General features: G+C 75.0%; 1 protein-coding gene. It reads left to right on the forward strand.

Annotation, left to right across the window (positions count from 1 at the left end; translation table 11 throughout):
• Positions 1 to 49: 49 nt before the first annotated feature.
• Positions 50 to 17737, forward strand: a complete 17688-nt coding sequence (locus C2L59_RS26555; RefSeq protein WP_103352219.1) for a non-ribosomal peptide synthetase — start codon at positions 50 to 52, stop codon at positions 17735 to 17737.
• The last annotated feature ends 4 nt before the right edge of the window (positions 17738 to 17741 follow it).

Raw genomic sequence — 17741 nt, forward strand, 5'->3', positions numbered from 1 at the left:
CCTGGACGGCCCTGCGCTGACGTCACCCCGTGCTCGAAAGGTTTCCGCAATGCCGCGTAACGACGTCTCGGTTCCGACCGCCGACGACGACAGATCGGTGCCCGCGCGCACCCTCGCCGGGCTGTTCGAGGCACAGGCCGCCCGCACCCCCGGGGCACCGGCCCTGACCGGCGCCGACGGCACGATGAGCTACGCGGCGCTCAACGCGCGGGCGAACCGGCTGGCCCGGCTGCTGATCGGCCGGGGCGGCGGCCCGGAAGCGGTCGTCGCGCTCGTCCTGCCGCGGTCGGCGGACCTGGTCGTGGCGCAGCTGGCGGCGGCCAAGGCCGGCGCGGCCTTCCTGCCGGTCGACCCCGACCAGCCCGCCGAGCGGATCGCCTTCGTGCTGGCCGACGCGCGCCCGGTGCTGGTCGTGACGCGCTCGTCCGCGAACCCCGGCATCGACGCGGTCCCCGTCCTGGACCTGGGTGAACCCGGGCTGCTCGACGGCCTGCCGGACACCGACCCGGCCGACGCCGACCGGACGCGCCCGCTGCACGTCGACCACCCGGCCTACCTGATCTACACGTCCGGCTCGACCGGCGTGCCCAAGGGCGTCCTGGTCACCCACCGCGGCCTGGCCGGCTTCTTCGCCGCCATGCGGGCGCAGTACGACGTGCGGCCGGGCGACCGGGTCCTGGAGTTCTCCTCACCGAGCTTCGACGCGTCCGTCCTCGAGCTCGGCATGGCGCTGCCGCACGGGGCCGCCCTGGTCGTGCCGCCGCCCGGCCCGCTGCTGGGCGACCGGCTCGCCGAGGTGCTGGCCGGCACCCGCGTCACGCACGCCCTGATCCCGCCGGTCGCGCTGGCCACGCTGGCCGCGGAGCACGCCGCCGCGCTGCCGGACTTCCGGACGGTGATCGTCGGCGGGGACGCCTGCCCGCCCGAGCTGGTCCGGACCTGGGCGCCCGGCCGCCGGATGATCAACTCCTACGGCCCCACCGAGTTCACCGTGGTCGCGACCTGGAGCGACCCGCTCGTCCCCGGCGGCCCGCCGCCGATCGGCCGTCCGTTGCCGGAGGCCACCGCGTACGTCCTCGACGAGGCCCTGCGCCCGGCCGCCACCGGCGAGCTCTACCTCGCCGGCCCGGAACTGGCCCGCGGCTACCTCGACCGGCCCGGGCTGACCGCGAGCCGGTTCGTGGCCGACCCGTTCGGCGGTCCCGGTACCCGGATGTACCGGACCGGCGACGTCGTCCGCCGGACCGCGGCGGGTGAGCTGGAGTTCGTGGGGCGCGCGGACCACCAGGTCAAGATCCGCGGCTTCCGGATCGAGCCCGGCGAGATCGAAGCGCTGCTGCTGAGCCGGCCGGACGTCCGGGAGGCGGTCGTCGTCGCCCGCGAGGACCGGCCCGGTGTCAAACGCCTGGTGGCCTACGTCGCCGGCGACGCCGATCCGGCGGTCCTGCGTGCCGCCACGGCCGACCGGCTGCCGCCGTACATGGTCCCGGCCGCGTTCGTCCCGCTCGAGGCGATGCCCCTGACCCACCACGGCAAGCTCGACCGCGACGCGCTGCCCGATCCCGACTGGCAGGCCCAGGTCCGGGCCGCCCACACCGCGCCCCGCACCCCGGCCGAGGAGGCCCTCGCCGAGATCTGGGCCGACGTGCTGGGCGTGCCGGACATCGGCGTCGACGCGGACTTCTTCGAACTCGGCGGCGACTCGATCCTCGGTGCCCGCGCGCTCGCCCGGATCCGCGCGCGGTTCGGCGCCGAGCTGTCCCCGCGGGTGGTGTTCGACGCCCGCACCATCGCGAAGCTCGCCGAGCTGCTGCCCGACGACGGCGGCCCGGCCGGCCGGATCGAGCCCGGCACCCCCGAGGCCGTGGTCCCGCTGTCGCCGGTCCAGCGCCGGCTCTGGGTCCTGGACCAGCAGAACCCCGGCAGCACCGAATACAACGCCGGTGTCGGCCTCACCCTCTCCGGCCCGCTGGACCGCGAGGTGCTGCGGGCCACGCTGGACGCCTTGGCCGCGCGGCACGAGTCGCTGCGGACGACGTTCCGGACCGTCGACGGCGAAGGCGTCCAGGTCGTCGCCGAGACGGGGACGATCCCGCTGCGGGAAACCGACGCCGAGGCGGACCTGGACGCGCAGCTCGCGGCCGAGCTGGACCGCCCGTTCGACCTGGCCACCGGGCCGCTCACGCGCGCCACGCTGATCCGGCGCGGCGCGGATGATCAGCTGCTCCTGCTGTGCCAGCACCACATCATCACCGACGGCTGGTCGGTCGGCCTGCTCGTCGACGAGCTCGCCGCGCTGTACGCGGGGGAGAAGCCCGACCCCCTGGAGATCGGCTACCGCGACTACGCCCGCTGGCACCGCGACCGGCTCGCCGGCCCGCTGCGCGACCGGCAGCTGGCGTACTGGCGCGAGCAGCTCGCCGGCCTCGAGCCCCTGGACCTGCCCACCGACCGGCCGCGCCCGCCCGTGCGGGCCGCCGAAGGCGCGATCCGCCGGTACGAGCTGCCCGCGGACCTCGCCGGCCGGCTCGCCGAGCTGGGCCACGACACCGGCGCGACGCTCTTCACGACCCTGACCGCGCTGGTCCAGGTGCTGCTGGCCCGCTACACCGGGCAGGACGACGTCGCCGTCGGCACCGCGGTGTCCGGCCGCGACCACGACCAGCTCGAACGGCTTGCCGGGTTCTTCGTCAACACCCTCGTCCTGCGGTCCGCGGTCGATCCGGCCCAGCCGTTCGACGCCTTCCTCGACCGGGTCAAGGAAACGACGCTGGCGGCCTTCGCCGCCGCCGAAGTGCCCTTCGACCAGGTCGTCGACGACCTGCGGCCGGCTCGTGACCCGAGCCGGACCCCGCTGGTGCAGGTCCTGCTGGTCCTGCAGCAGGACCTCGTCCGGCCCCGGGAGGCGGGCGCCCTCCGCCTGGGCGAGCACGATCTGCCCCGCCCCCGGGCCCGGTTCGACCTGGTGCTGGAGTTCCAGCCGCAGGGCCGCCGCTTCGCGATCGAATACGACACCGCGCTCTTCGACGCCGCCACGATCGACCGCTTCGCCGGGCACCTGCGGACGCTGGCCGAGGCGGTGGTCGCCGAGCCGCACCGGCCGGTGGCCGGGCTGCCGATCATGGCCGGCGCCGAGCTGGCGCACCTGCACGAACTGTCCCGCGGGCCCGTTCTCGACGCGCCGGCGGCCACCTTGCCGCAGCTGTTCGAGGCCCAGGTGGCCCGCACCCCGGACACGGTCGCGGTCGTCTGCAAAGGCCGTTCGCTGACCTACCGGGAGCTCGACGAACAGGCCGGCCGGCTGGCCCGGGTGCTCGTCGAGCGCGGCGCCGGGCCCGAGCGGTTCGTGGCCGTCTCGCTGCCGCGCACCGAGCGGATCCTGGTGGCGCTGCTCGGCGTGCTGAAGTCCGGCGCCGCCTACCTCCCGGTCGACCCGGCCTACCCGGCCGACCGGAAGGAACTGATCCTCGAAGACGCCGCGCCGGCCCTGCTGCTGACCCGGGACGGCCACGGTCCCGGCACCGTGCCCGCCCTCGCCTTCGACGACCCCGCCCTGCTCGACGGTGTCTCCGCCGAGCCGCTCGCCCGCGCCACGAACCCGGACCACCCCGCCTACGTGATCCACACCTCCGGCTCGACCGGCCGCCCCAAGGGCGTCGTGGTCGCCCACCGCAGCGCCGCGAACCTGATGGCGTGGGCGGAAACCGACTTCCGGGACGTCTTCCGTCCGGGGTCCACAGTGGTCGCCTCGACGTCGCTGAACTTCGACGTCTCGGTGTTCGAGATCTTCGCGCCGCTGATGACCGGCGCCACCGTCGAGATCGTGCGGGACGTGCTGGCCCTCGGCGAAGGCGAGCAGGACGGCCGGCCGGTCGGCCTGGTCAGCGGCGTGCCCTCGGCGTTCGCCCAGCTGCTGGCCCAGGGCGCGGTGTCTGTGCGGCCGTCCACTGTGGTCCTGGCCGGCGAGGCGTTGACGCTGCACGCGCTGCACGACATCCGGAAAGCGTTGCCCGGCAGCCGGATCGCCAACATCTACGGGCCCACTGAGTCCACTGTGTACGCCACTGCGTGGTACCACGACACCGACCGCACCCCGCCGATCGGCCGCCCGATCGCCGGCATCCACGCCTACGTCCTGGACGGCGGCATGCGGCCGGTCCCCGTCGGCGTCCCCGGCGAACTGCACCTCGGCGGCGCGGGCGTGGCCCGCGGCTACCTCGGCCGGCCGGGCCTGACCGCCGGCCGGTTCGTCCCCGACCCCTTCGGCGAGCCGGGCGCCCGGATGTACCGCACCGGCGACGTCGTGCGCTGGACCGCCCGCGGCGAGCTGGAGTACCTGGGCCGCGCCGACGACCAGGTCAAGATCCGCGGCTTCCGGATCGAGCCCGGCGAGGTCGAGGCCGCGCTGCGCAAGCACCCGGACGTCACCGAGGCGGTCGTGGTCGCGCGCACCGACGCCGGCCACCAGCGGCTGGTCGCCTACGTCGTCCCCGAGGCCCCCGCGGACCTGCGGGAGTTCCTCGGTGCCTCGCTGCCCGCCCACCTCGTGCCCTCGGCGTTCGTGCCCCTGCAGCGGCTCCCGCTCAACCCCAGCGGCAAGCTCGACCGGCGCGCCCTGCCCGCCCCGGACTTCTCCGGCGGCACCACCCGCGTCGCCCCGCGGACGGAGACCGAACGGCTCCTGGCCGGAATCTGGGCCGACGCCCTCGGCCTGCCCGAGGTCGGCGTCGAGGACAACTTCTTCGAGCTCGGCGGCGACTCGATCCTCAGCATCCGGCTGGTTTCCGAGGCGGCGAAGGCCGGCCTGCGGATCACCACCAAGGACGTCTTCCGGCACCAGACGATCGCCGCGCTCGCCGCGGCCGCCGGGGTAGCCGAGGTGGCCGGCCCGGTGGCCGAGCGGCCCGCCGCGACCGGCGAGGTCGTCGTCACCCCGATCCAGCACTGGTTCCTGGACACCGATCCGGCCGACCCGGACCAGTTCGTCCAGCAGCTGAGCGTCCGCCTCGCCGACGACGTCGACGAAGACCGGCTGCGGGCGGCGGTCGCCACCGTCGTCGCCCACCACGACGCCCTCCGGCTGCGCTTCCGCCGCACCGCCGGCGGCTGGACGCAGGTCCACGCCGAGCCCGGCGAGACCGACGTCTTCGGCGCGGAGATCGACGTCGAGCACGGTCCGCTGGTCAGCGCCGAGCTCACCGGCACGACGCTGCGCCTGGCCGTGCACCACCTGGTGGTCGACGGCGTCTCGTGGCGGATCCTCCTGGAGGACCTCGACCACGCCTACCACGGGCGCGCCCTGGGGGCCCGGACGACGTCGTTCCAGGAGTGGGCCGGCCGGCTCGCCGGGCATTCCTTCGCCGAAGACCTCCCGTACTGGCAGGCGGTCGAGGGTGCGGACATCCCCCTGGACACCGGCGGCGCCAACACCGTGGCGAGCACCCGCACGGTCACCACCCGGCTCGACGCCGAGCTGACCCGGGCCCTGCTGCAGGACGTCCCCGGCGTCTACCGCACCCAGGTCAACGACGTCCTCCTGGCCGCACTCGGCGGCGCCCTGCGCCGGTGGACCGGCACCGGACGCGTACTGGTCGACCTCGAAGGCCACGGCCGCGAAGACCTGTTCGACGACGTCGACCTGTCCCGCACGGTCGGCTGGTTCACCTCGATGTTCCCGGTCGCGCTCGACGTGCCCGGCACCGAAGTCGCGACCCTGCTCAAGTCCGTCAAGGAGCAGCTGCGCGCGATCCCGGCCCGCGGCCTGTCCTACGGCGTCCTGCACCACCTCACCGGTACCGCTCCCGCGGTGAGGCCCCGGCTCAGCTTCAACTACCTCGGCCGGTTCGAGGCCGATGGCGAGCTGTACCGGGGCCTCGAGCGGGACCTCGAACTCCGCCAGCACCCCGCGGACGTCCGTGCGCACGCCGTCGACGTCGTCGCCCGGGTTTCCGGAGGCCGCCTGGAGATCACCTGGTTCTACTCGGAACAGCTCCACGAGGAAGCCACGATCCGGACCGTCGCCGACGACCTCGTCCAGGGGCTGGCCGGGATCGTCGCGCACTGCACGGAACCGGGCGCCGGCGGCCGCACGCCGTCCGACTTCCCCCTGGCCGGCCTCGACCAGGCCGCGGTGGACCGGCTGGCCGGCGACGGCCGCGGCGTCGAGGACATCTACCCGCTCACCCCGGCGCAGGCCGGCATGCTCTTCCACCGGCTCACCGGCGGCGGCCGGCACGCCTACCTCCAGCAGGTGACGTTCGTGCAGGACGGCGTCCCCGACCCGGCGGCGCTGGGCCGCGCCTGGCAGCGGGTGGCCGACCGGACGCCGGTCCTGCGCAGCCAGGTGGTCTGGGACGGCGTCGACGCGCCCGTGCAGGTCGTGCACCGGCAGGTCGCCCTGCCGATCTCCTACCGCGACTGGACCACCGGGCCGGAAGACCTCGAAACCGTGCTGGCCGCCGACCGCGCGGCCGGGCTCGACCTCGGTGTCGTCCCGCTGATGCGGCTGCTGCTCGCCAAGGTTTCGGCCACCGAGGTCCGCGTCGTTTGGACGTTCCACCACCTGCTGCTCGACGGCTGGAGCCTCTTCCAGGTGCTTTCGGACGTCGCGGCCGCGCTCGCCGGGCGCCCGCTGCCGGCCCGGCGCCCGTTCGCCGACCACGTCCGGTGGCTGGCCGCGCAGGACCAGCCGGAGGCGGAACGCTTCTGGCGCGCGCAGCTCTCCGGCCGCCCCGAGCCGGTCCGGCTGCGCACCGACCGCACCCCCGACGGCCACGCCGTCGAGTCCACGGCGTCGCTGCGGGTCGAGCTGCCCGCCGGGCCGCTGCGCACCGCCGCGCAACGGCACGGGCTGACCCTCAACACGCTCGTCCAGGGCGCCTGGGCGGTGCTGCTGGCCCGCCACGGCGGCCGGCCGGAGGTCTGCTTCGGCACCACGGTCTCCGGACGGCCCGCCGAACTGCCCGGCGCCGACGAGATCACCGGCATGTTCATCACCACGCTGCCGGTGCTCGCCGACGTCGACGAGCAGGCGCGCGTCGCGGACTGGCTGCGCGACCTGCAGGCCGCGCAGGCCGAGGCCCGCCGGTTCGACCACCTGCCGCTGGCCCGCCTGCAGAGCTGGGGCGGGGAGTTCGACACGCTGCTGGTCTTCGAAAACTACCCGGTCACCGCGGAGCTCGGGCTGCGCGACCTGCGGGGCGTGGAGACGACCAACTACCCGCTCAGCGTCGTCGCCTACCCCGGCGAGGACCGCCTGGAGCTGCTGTTCGGCTACGACCCCGAGCTCTTCGACGCCGAGACCGTCGCCGGGTTCGCCGGGCACCTGGAAACCCTGCTCACCGAGCTGGCGACGCGCCCGGACGAGCCGGTGTCCCGGCTGCGGATGCTGACCGACGCCGAGCAGCTCGACCTGGCGCGCTGGAACGACACCGCACAGGACCACCCGGCCGCGACCGTGCCGGCGCTGTTCGCCGAGCAGGTCCGCCGAACGCCGGATGCGATCGCCGTCACCGGCGCGGAAACGCTGACCTACGCGGACCTGGACGCGCGGGCGAACCGGCTGGCCCGCCGGCTCGTCGGCCTCGGCGCGCGCCGGGACGAACTGGTGGCGCTGCTGCTCGGCCGCTCGGCCGACGTCGTCGTCGCCGAGCTCGCGGTGCTCAAGGCCGGCGGCGCGTACCTGCCGCTGGACGCCCGCGCGCCCCGCGAGCGGCTGACGGCGCTGCTCGGCGGCGTGCGCGTGCTGGTGACCGACGACGCCGGCCGCGCGCTGGCCGAAGACGTCCACAGTGGACAGATCGCGTCGGTCGGCGAGCTCGGGAGCGGACCGGCCGAGGCGCCGGACGTCCTTATACGCCCCGGAAACCTCGCGTACGTCATGTACACGTCGGGCTCGACCGGGACGCCGAAGGGGGTCGCGGTCACCCACCGGGACGTGACCGGCCTGGCCCGCGACCGCAGCTTCGCCGGCCCCGCGCACCGGACGGTGCTGATGCACTCCCCGCTGGCCTTCGACGCCTCGACGTACGAGGTGTGGGTGCCGCTGCTGAACGGCGGCCGGGTGGTCGTCGCGCCGCCGGGGGACATCGACGCGGAGGTCCTGCGCCGGCTGACCGGCGCGCACGGCGTGACCGCGCTGTGGCTGACCGCCGGGCTGTTCCGCCTGCTGGCGCAGGAAGACCCGGCGTGCCTGGCCGGCGTGGCCGAGGTGTGGACCGGCGGCGACGTCGTCCCCGGCGAGGCGATCCGCCAGGTGCGGGCGGCCTGCCCGGGCCTGACCGTGGCCGACGGCTACGGCCCGACCGAGACGACCACCTTCGCCAGCCGGTTCGTGCTGGCGCCCGGAGCCGCGGTGCCGGACGTGGTGCCGATCGGCGGGCCCCTGGACGACATGGCGGCCCACGTCCTCGACCACGGGCTGCGGCCGGTGCCGCCGGGCGCCGTCGGCGAGCTGTACCTGGCCGGCACCGGGCTGGCCCGCGGCTACCTCGGGCAGCCGGGGCTGACCGCCGAACGGTTCCTGGCCGACCCGTCCGGGAAGCCGGGCGCGCGGATGTACCGCACCGGCGACCTCGTCCGCTGGAACCGCGCCGGGGTCCTGGAGTTCGTCGGCCGCGCCGACGACCAGGTCAAGATCCGCGGCTTCCGCGTCGAACTCGGCGAAATCGAGACCGCGCTGACCGCCCACCCGGACGTCACCGAGGCCGTCGTCGTCGCGGCCGAGACCGCCGGGACCAAGCGGCTCGTCGCCTACGTCGTCGCGAACGGGACGCCGGACCTGCGCGAGTTCCTGCTCCGGTCGCTGCCGGACTACCTCGTCCCGGCGGTGTTCGTGCCGCTCGACGCCCTGCCGCTCAACGAAAACGGCAAGGTCGACCGCCGCGCGCTGCCCGCGCCGGACTTCGTCTCCTCGCCCGGGTACCGCGAACCCGCCACGGACGCCGAGCGGCTCCTCGCCGGCATCTGGGCGGAGGTGCTGCGGGTGGAGCGCGTCGGCGCCGACGACAACTTCTTCGAACTCGGCGGCGACTCGATCCTCAGCATCCAGGTCGTCTCCCGCGCCCGCCGCGCCGGGCTCGACCTGATGCCCGGCCAGGTGTTCGACCACCCGACCGTCGCCGCGCTCGCCCTCGCCGCCACCCCGGCCGCGCCCGCCGCGGCCCCCGCCGGGCCGGCGACCGGCGAAGTGCCGCTGACGCCGGTGCAGCACTGGTACCTCGACCCGCGGCCGGTGCACGCCGGCGAGTTCGTCCAGTCCGTCGCCGTCGACCTGCCGGTCGCGCCGGACCCCGCGGTGCTGCGCCGCGCGCTGCGCGAGCTCCAGCAGCACCACGACGCCCTGCGGCTGCGGTTCACCGCCGACGGCCAGCACTACGCCGAAGACGTCGCCGACGTCCTCGACGCCACCATCGACCTGGAGAAGGGGCCGCTGCTGCGGGCCGGACTGTCGGGCACGACGCTGACGCTCGCCGCGCACCACCTGGTCGTCGACGGCGTGTCGTGGCGGATCCTCCTGGAGGACCTGGACACGCTCCTGGCCGGCGGACAGCTCCCGCCTCGGACCACGGCGTTCGGCGACTGGGCCCGCACCCTGGCCGGCCACGCGGCCGGCGGCGGGTTCGACGATGAACTCGCGCACTGGACGGCCATCGACGCCGACCCGGCGCTGCCGGTCGACGCGGCCGGCGAAAACACCTACGGCTCGGCCCGGTCCGTGGTCGTGCGGCTGCCCGCGGAGCAGACCCGCGCGGTGCTGCACGACGTGCCGGGGGCGTACCGGACGCAGGTCAACGACGTCCTGCTGGCCGCGCTCGGCCGGGTGCTGCGGGACTGGACCGGCCGCGACCGCGTGCTGGTCGACGTCGAAGGCCACGGCCGCGAGGACCTGTTCCGCGGCCTCGACCTCTCCCGCACGGTCGGCTGGTTCACCTCGATCTTCCCGGTCGAGCTGACCGCGGCCGGCGGGGACTGGGGCGAGGCGCTGAAGGCGGCGAAGGAACAGCTGCGCGCGGTGCCCCGCCGCGGCATCGGTTACGGCGCCCTGCGCTACCTCACCGGCACCGCCCCGCAGATCGACCCCCGGATCAGCTTCAACTACCTCGGCCGCTTCGACCACGGCGGCAGCCTCGGCGGCGCGGCCCACCCCGAACAGCTGCGTGCGCACCAGCTGGACGTCGTCGGCGCGGTCGTCGGCGACGAGCTGGAACTCACCTGGCACTACTCCGCGGGCGTGCACACGGAAGCCACCGTGCGCCGGCTCGCCGGCGCCCTCCTCGAAGCGCTCACCGGGATCGTCGGGCACTGCGCCCGGCCGGACGCCGGCGGTCGCACGCCGTCGGACTTCCCCCTCGCCCGGCTCGGCCAGGCCGCCGTCGACCGCCTGGCCGGCAACGGCCGGACCGTCGAGGACATCTACCCGCTCACCCCGATGCAGTCGGGCATGGTCTTCCACAGCCTCGTCGACGGCGCCGCCGGGACCTACCTCAACCAGGTGCGGCTGCGGCTGACCGGGATCGACGACCCCGCCCGGCTCGCCCGCGCGTGGCAGCGGGTGGTGGCGGACACGCCGGTGCTGCGCAGCCGCGTCGTCTGGGACGGCCTGGACGAGCCGGTGCAGGTCGTCGACCGCACCGCGGGTGTCCCGGTCGTCCACCTCGACTGGACGGCGCTGGCCGGCGACGAGCGCGAACGCGAGCAGGAGCGGTTCCTCGAAGCCGACCGCGCGCAGGGGTTCGACCTGGCGGCCGCGCCGCTGATGCGGCTGGCGTTCGCCCGCCTGCCCGGCGGGGACGTGCTGGTCGTCTGGACGTTCCACCACGTGCTGCTCGACGGCTGGAGCGCCGCGCAGGTGTTCGGCGAGGTGTGCGCCCGGTACGCGGGCGCCGCCGGGCCGGGCCATCGCCCGCCGTTCCGCGAATACCTGCGCTGGCTCGGCGAACAGGACACCGCGGCCGCCGAAACCCACTGGCGCGAACAGCTTTCCGGGCTGCGGACGCCGACGCCGCTGCCGTACGACCGCCGTCCGGTGGAGGCGCACCGCGCGCGGTCCGCCGCGTCGGTGCACGTCTCGGTGCCCGCCGACGGGCTGCGTGACCTCGCCCGGCGCGCCGGTCTCACGCTCAACACGATCGTCCAGGGCGCCTGGGGACTCGTGCTGTCCCGCCGCAGCGGGGAATCCGACGTCGTCTTCGGGACCACCGTGTCCGGCCGGCCGGCCGACCTGCCGGGCGTCGAGGCCATGGTCGGGCTGTTCATCAACACCCTGCCCGCGCCGGTGACCGTCCACGACGGACAGACCGTTTCGGCCTGGTTGCGTGATCTGCAGGCCGCGCAGGCCCGCGCGCGCCGGTTCGACTTCGTGTCACTGGCCCAGCTGCAGGGCTGGGCGGGCGGCAGCACGCTGTTCGACAGCATCCTGGTGTTCGAGAACTACCCGTTCGACGCCGACGCGGTCGCCGCGCACGGCATCGGCCTGCACGAGGAAGGCGACCTGCAGCCGACCAACTACCCGCTCAGCGTGGTCGTCACGCCGGGCGAGCGGCTGTCGGTGGCGTTCGACCACGACCCCGACCTGTTCGACCGGGCCACCGTCGACCGGCTCGCCGGCCACCTCGCGCTGGCCCTGGAACGCATCGCCGCCGCCCCGGACGGGCGGGTCGGCGAGCTCGACCTGCTCACCGAGGACGACCGCGAGCTCGTGCTGCGGACGTTCAACGCGACGGCCCACCCGGTGCCCGAAGCCACCGTGGTGAGCCGGTTCGCCGACCAGGTCCGCCGGACGCCGGACGCTTTCGCGGTCGACGACCTGACCTACGCGGAGCTCGACGCCCGGGCCGCCGGGCTCGCGGCCCGGCTGATCGAGCTGGGTGTCGGCGCCGAGGACCGGGTCGGGCTGCTGCTGGAGCGGTCGGCCGGCCTCGTCGTGGCCGAGCTGGCCGTGCTGAAGGCCGGGGCCGCGTACGTGCCGGTCGACCAGCGGGCCCCGGCGAGCCGCATGCGGCTGGTCCTGGCCGAAGCGGGCGTCTCCGTGGTCGTCACCGACAAGTCCGAAGTGGACGTCCACGATGGACTTGTCGTGCGCGTCGACGAAACCGGTCCGCCCGGTGCACCGGACGTCCCGGTTCGGCCCGGGAACCTGGCGTACGTGATGTACACGTCCGGGTCGACCGGCCAGCCCAAGGGCGTGGCGGTGACCCACCGCGACATCGTCGCGCTGGCTTCGGACCGCTCGTTCGCGGGCGAAGCACACCGGACCGTGCTGCTGCACTCGCCGCAGGCGTTCGACGCCTCGACGTACGAGGTCTGGGTGCCGCTGCTGAACGGCGGCCGGGTGGTCGTCGCGCCGCCGGGGGACGTCGACGCCGACGTGCTGCGCTCGCTCGTCACCGGGCGGGGCGTCACCGCGCTCTGGCTGACCGCCGGGCTGTTCCGCCTGCTGGCGCAGGAGGATCCCGCGTGCCTGCGCGGGGTGGGGGAGGTGTGGACCGGCGGTGACGTCGTGCCGGCCGCCGCCGTCCGGCAGGTGCGGGACGCCTGCCCCGGCCTGACCGTCGTCGACGGCTACGGCCCGACCGAGACGACCACCTTCGCCAGCCGGTACGTCCTGGCGCCCGAAGCCGCGGTCCCGGACGCGATGCCGATCGGGCGGCCGCTGGACAACATGGCGACCTACGTCCTGGACGAGGGGCTGCGGCCGGTCCCGCCGGGGGTGACCGGAGAGCTGTTCATCGCCGGCCGCGGCGTGTCCCGCGGGTACCTCGGCCGGCCCGGCCTCACCGCGGAGCGGTTCGTCGCCGACCCGTTCGGCGCGCCGGGGGAGCGGATGTACCGCACCGGGGACGTCGTCCGCTGGACCGGCGACGGCCTGCTGGAGTTCGTCGGCCGGGCCGACGACCAGGTGAAGATCCGCGGCTTCCGGATCGAGCTGGGCGAGATCGAAACGGCACTGGCCGCCCACCCGGACGTCACCGAGACCGTGGTCGTCGCGCGGGACCGGCGGCTCGTCGCCTACGTCGTCACGACCGGGACACCGGACCTGCGCGAGTGGCTGCAGCGGGACCTGCCCGACTACATGGTGCCCTCGGCCTTCGTGACGCTCGACGCGCTTCCGTTGAGCGACAACGGGAAGGTCGACCGCCGGGCGCTGCCGGAGCCGGCCGCGGAGCCGATGGCCGGGTACGTGCCGCCCCGCACGGAGACCGAACGCGTGCTCGCCGGGGTCTGGGCCGGCGTGCTCGGCGTGCCCGGCGTCGGCGTCGAAGACAACTTCTTCGAACTCGGCGGCGACTCGATCCTCAGCATCCAGGTCGTCTCGCGGGCCCGCCGCCACGGCCTCGCGCTCACCCCGCGGGACCTGTTCGCCCACCAGACCGTCGCCGCGCTGGCCGTCGCGGCGGGCTCGGCCGCGGTCACCGTGGCCGAGCAGGGGCCGGTCACCGGCTACGCCGCGCTGACCCCGATCCAGCACTGGTTCTTCGCCGGGGACTTCGGCGATCCGGCCGGGTTCACCCAGTCGGTCCGGATCGAGCGCGACGAGCCCTACGACGTCGAGCGGCTGCGCGCGGCGCTGGCCACCCTGACCGGGCACCACGACGCCCTGCGGATGCGGTTCACCGGCACCGGCCAGGAAAACGCCGCGGCCGGACCGGCCGAGGTCCTCGGCGCCGGGATCGACGTGGCGAACGGGCCGCTGCTCACCGCCGAACTCCTCGACCCCGCGGTCCTGCGGCTGACGGTCAACCACCTCGTCGTCGACGGTGTCTCGTGGCGGATCCTCCTGGAGGACCTGGAAACCGCCTACCGCGGCGGCCCGCTGCCGCCGAAGACGACCTCGTTCCGCGACTGGGCCAACCGCCTCGCCGCGCACGCCGAAGCCGGCGCGTTCGACGACGAACTGCCGTACTGGCGCGAAGCGCTCGCCGTCGACGCGGCCCTGCCGGTCGACCGCGACGCCACCGGCACCGGCGCCGGCACGGTCACCACGCGCCTGGACGCCGAGCTGACCCGGGCGTTGCTGCAGGACGTCCCGGGCGTCTACCGGACGCAGGTCAACGACGTCCTGCTGGCCGCGCTCGGCCGGGTGCTGGCCGGCTGGACCGGCCGCGAGGGCGTGCTGGTCGACCTGGAGGGCCACGGGCGCGAAGACCTGTTCGACGACGTCGACCTGTCCCGCACGGTCGGCTGGTTCACCTCGCTGTACCCGGTCGCGCTGCGGATCGGCGGCGACTGGGGCGCCCTGCTCAAGTCGGTCAAGGAACAGCTGCGCGCGGTGCCCCGCCGCGGTGTCGGCTACGGCGCCCTGCGGTACCTGACCGGGACCGCGCCCGCGCTCGCGCCGGAGATCAGCTTCAACTACCTCGGCCGGCTCGACGGCGCGGCCGGCAGCCTGGACTCCGCGGTCGGCGAAGGCGCCGGGCGGGCGCACCTGCTCGACGTCGTCGGCCGCGTGGACCGGGACTCCCTGGAACTGACCTGGTACTACGCCCGCGACACGCACACCGCGGCCACGGTCGGGAAGCTGGCCGCGGACCTGGTGGCCGCGCTGGGCGAAGCCGTCGCACACTGCGCCGGCCCTGGCGCGGGCGGCCGCACCCCGAGCGACTTCCCCCTGGCCGGGCTGGACCAGCGGCAGGTGGACCGGATCGCCGGCGACGGCCGCGGCGTGGCCGACCTCCACCCGCTCACCCCGATGCAGGCCGGCATGGTGTTCCACGGCCTGTCCCAGGAAGCCCAGGGCGTCTACTTCGAACAGGTCACCGCCGTCCTGGACGGTGTGGCCGAGCCGAAGTTCCTGGCCGAAGCCTGGCAGCACGTGGTCGACCGGACGCCGGTGCTGCGCGGCAGCGTCGTCTGGGAGGACGTTCCGGATCCGCTGCTGGTGGTGCACCGCGCGGCGCGGGTGCCGGTCACCGAGCTCGACTGGCGGGGCCGCGACCGCGAGGAGGCCCTGCGCGAGCTGCTCGCCCGCGACCGCGAGGTGCCGTTCGACCTGGCGGCCGCGCCGCTGCTGCGGGTCACCCTGGCCAAGCTGCCCGGCGACGCCGTCCAGCTCGTCTGGACCTTCCACCACGTCCTGCTGGACGGCTGGAGCGTCTTCCAGGTGCTCTCCGACGTCTGCACCGCCTACGCGGCCCTGCGCGAGGGCACCGTGCCCGCGCTGCCGCACCGCCGGCCGTTCGGGGACTACGTCACCTGGCTGAGCGGCCAGACCGCCGAGGGCGCCGAGGAGTACTGGCGCCACCAGCTCGGCGACGTCACCGAGCCGACGCCGCTGCCCTACGACCGGATCCCGGGCGGTGCGCACGAATCGAGCTCGTCGACGTGGGTCAGCCGCGACCTCGACGAGGCGGCGACCGGCCGGCTGGCGGCGTTCGCCCGGCGCGAGCGGCTCACCCTCAACGCCGTCGTGCAGGGCGCGTGGGCGCTCCTGCTGGCCCGCCACAGCGGCGAGGCCGACGTCTGCTTCGGCGCCACCGTGTCCGGCCGCCCGGCCGCGCTGGCCGGCGTCGACGACATCACCGGCATCTTCATCAACACCCTGCCCGTGCGGGTCACCGCCGACCCGGCGGCGCCGGTCGCCCGGTGGCTGCGCGACCTGCAGGCGGCGCAGGCGGAATCGCGCCGGTTCGAGCACGTCCCGCTGACCGCGGTGCAGGCGTGGAGCGGGGTCGGCGGCGGCCGGAACCTGTTCGACAGCCTCGTCGTGTTCGAGAACTACCCGGTCACCGCGGACGACGTGGCCGCCCACGGCGTGCGGCTGCGCGACCTGCAGGCGATGGAGACGACCAACTACCCGCTCAGCGTCGTGGCCGCTCCCGGCCCGCGCCTGTCGCTCGGCCTGGGCTACGACCCGGCGCTGTTCGACGAGGCGACCGTCCGGCGGCTGGCCGGGCAGCTCGAACACCTCCTCGGCACGCTGGCCGAAGACCCGGCCCGCCCGCTGGGGGAGCTCGACGTCCTCACCGCCGCCGAACGCGACCGGGTGCTCGTCGCCTTCAACGACACCGGCCACGACGTCGCGCCGGTCACCCTGATCGAGCTGATCGAGGACCGGACGGCCCGCACGCCCGACGCCGTCGCCGTGGTTTCCCGCGAGGAAACGCTCACCTTCGCCGAACTCGACGCCCGGGCCGGCCGGCTGGCGCGGCTGCTGGCCGCGCGCGGGGCCGGGCCGGAGCGGATCGTCGCGCTCGCACTGGGACGCTCGGTGGAGATCGTCGTCGCGCAGCTGGCCGTGCTCAAGACCGGCGCCGCCTACCTGCCGGTCGACCCGGACTACCCCGCCGAGCGGATCGCGTTCATGCTCGCCGACGCGAAGCCGGTCGTCGTGGTGACGAAGCCGGGAACGCCGCTGCCGGTGGACAACGTGCTCGTCCTCGACGGCTCGGAGGGCGACGGGCCGGCCGCCCCGCCGGTCCGGTCCGGCTCCCTCGCCGCACCGGCGTACGTCATCTACACGTCCGGCTCGACCGGCACGCCCAAGGGCGTCGTCGTCACCCACGCCGGCCTGGCGAGTTTCGCGAGCGCCGAAATCGCCCACTTCGACGTCCGGCCGGGCGACCGCGTGCTGCAGTTCTCCTCGCCGAGCTTCGACGCTTCGGTGCTGGAGCTGTGCATGGCCCTGCCGGCCGGGGCCGCGCTGGTCGTGCCGCCGCCCGGGCCGCTGCTCGGCGACCACCTGGCCGCCGTGCTGCGCGACGAAGGCGTCACCCACGCGCTGATCCCGCCGGTGGCCATGGCGAGCGTGCCCGACGTCGAGCTGCCCGCGTTCCGCACGCTGGTCGTCGGCGGCGAAGCCTGCCCGGCCGACCTGGTGGCCCGCTGGGCGCCGGGCCGCCGGATGATCAACGCCTACGGGCCCACCGAAACCACCGTGGTGGCGACCTGGAGCGACTCCCTCGAACCCGGCGCCAAGCCGCCGATCGGGCGGCCGATCCGCAACACCCGCGTCCGCGTGCTCGACCCGGCCCTGCGGCCGGTGCCGATCGGCGTCGCGGGGGAGCTGTACGTCTCCGGCGCCGGGCTCGCCCGCGGGTACCTCGACCGGCCGGGGTTGACCGCCACCCGGTTCCTCGCCGACCCGTTCGGGGCGCCCGGGGCGCGGATGTACCGCACCGGCGACCTGGTGCGGTGGCGCGCCGACGGGACCCTCGAGTTCCTCGGCCGGGCCGACGACCAGGTCAAGATCCGCGGCTTCCGGATCGAGCCCGGGGAGATCGTGGCGGTGCTGCGCAAGCACCCGGCCGTGCGCGACGCCGCCGTTGTCGCGGCCGACCAGCGGCTGATCGCCTACGTCGTGGGCGATCCGGACAGCGGGCTGCGGGAGCACGTCGCCGCGACCCTGCCGGCCCACTACGTACCCGCCGCGTTCGTCCGGCTCGACGCGCTTCCGCTGACGGCCAACGGAAAGCTCGATCGGCGGGCCCTGCCCGCGCCGGAAGTCACGCCGGAGAGCGCGGGGTACGCGGCCCCGGAAACCGAGACCGAAGAGGTGCTCGCCGCGATCTGGGCCGAGGCGCTCGGCCTCGACCGGGTCGGCGTCGAGGACAACTTCTACGCCCTCGGCGGCGATTCGCTGCGCAGCCTGCGGATCACCTCGATGACGAAGTCCGCCTTCGACGTCGAGCTCACCCCCAAGGACGTGCTCACCGCCGGCACCGTGCTGGCGCTGGCCGAACTGGTCGAAGAACGGGTCCTGCAGGACCTCGAGCGGCTCGCCGCCGGCCAGGACCACTGAAACC

It is taken from the genome of Amycolatopsis sp. CA-128772 (genome assembly GCF_002904295.1).
In the GTDB taxonomy this organism is placed as follows: domain Bacteria; phylum Actinomycetota; class Actinomycetes; order Mycobacteriales; family Pseudonocardiaceae; genus Amycolatopsis.

Coding starts and splice junctions, on each gene's coding strand:
- C2L59_RS26555 (WP_103352219.1), top strand. CDS start 50: ATGCCGCGTAACGACGTCTCGGTTCCGACCGCCGACGACGACAGATCG.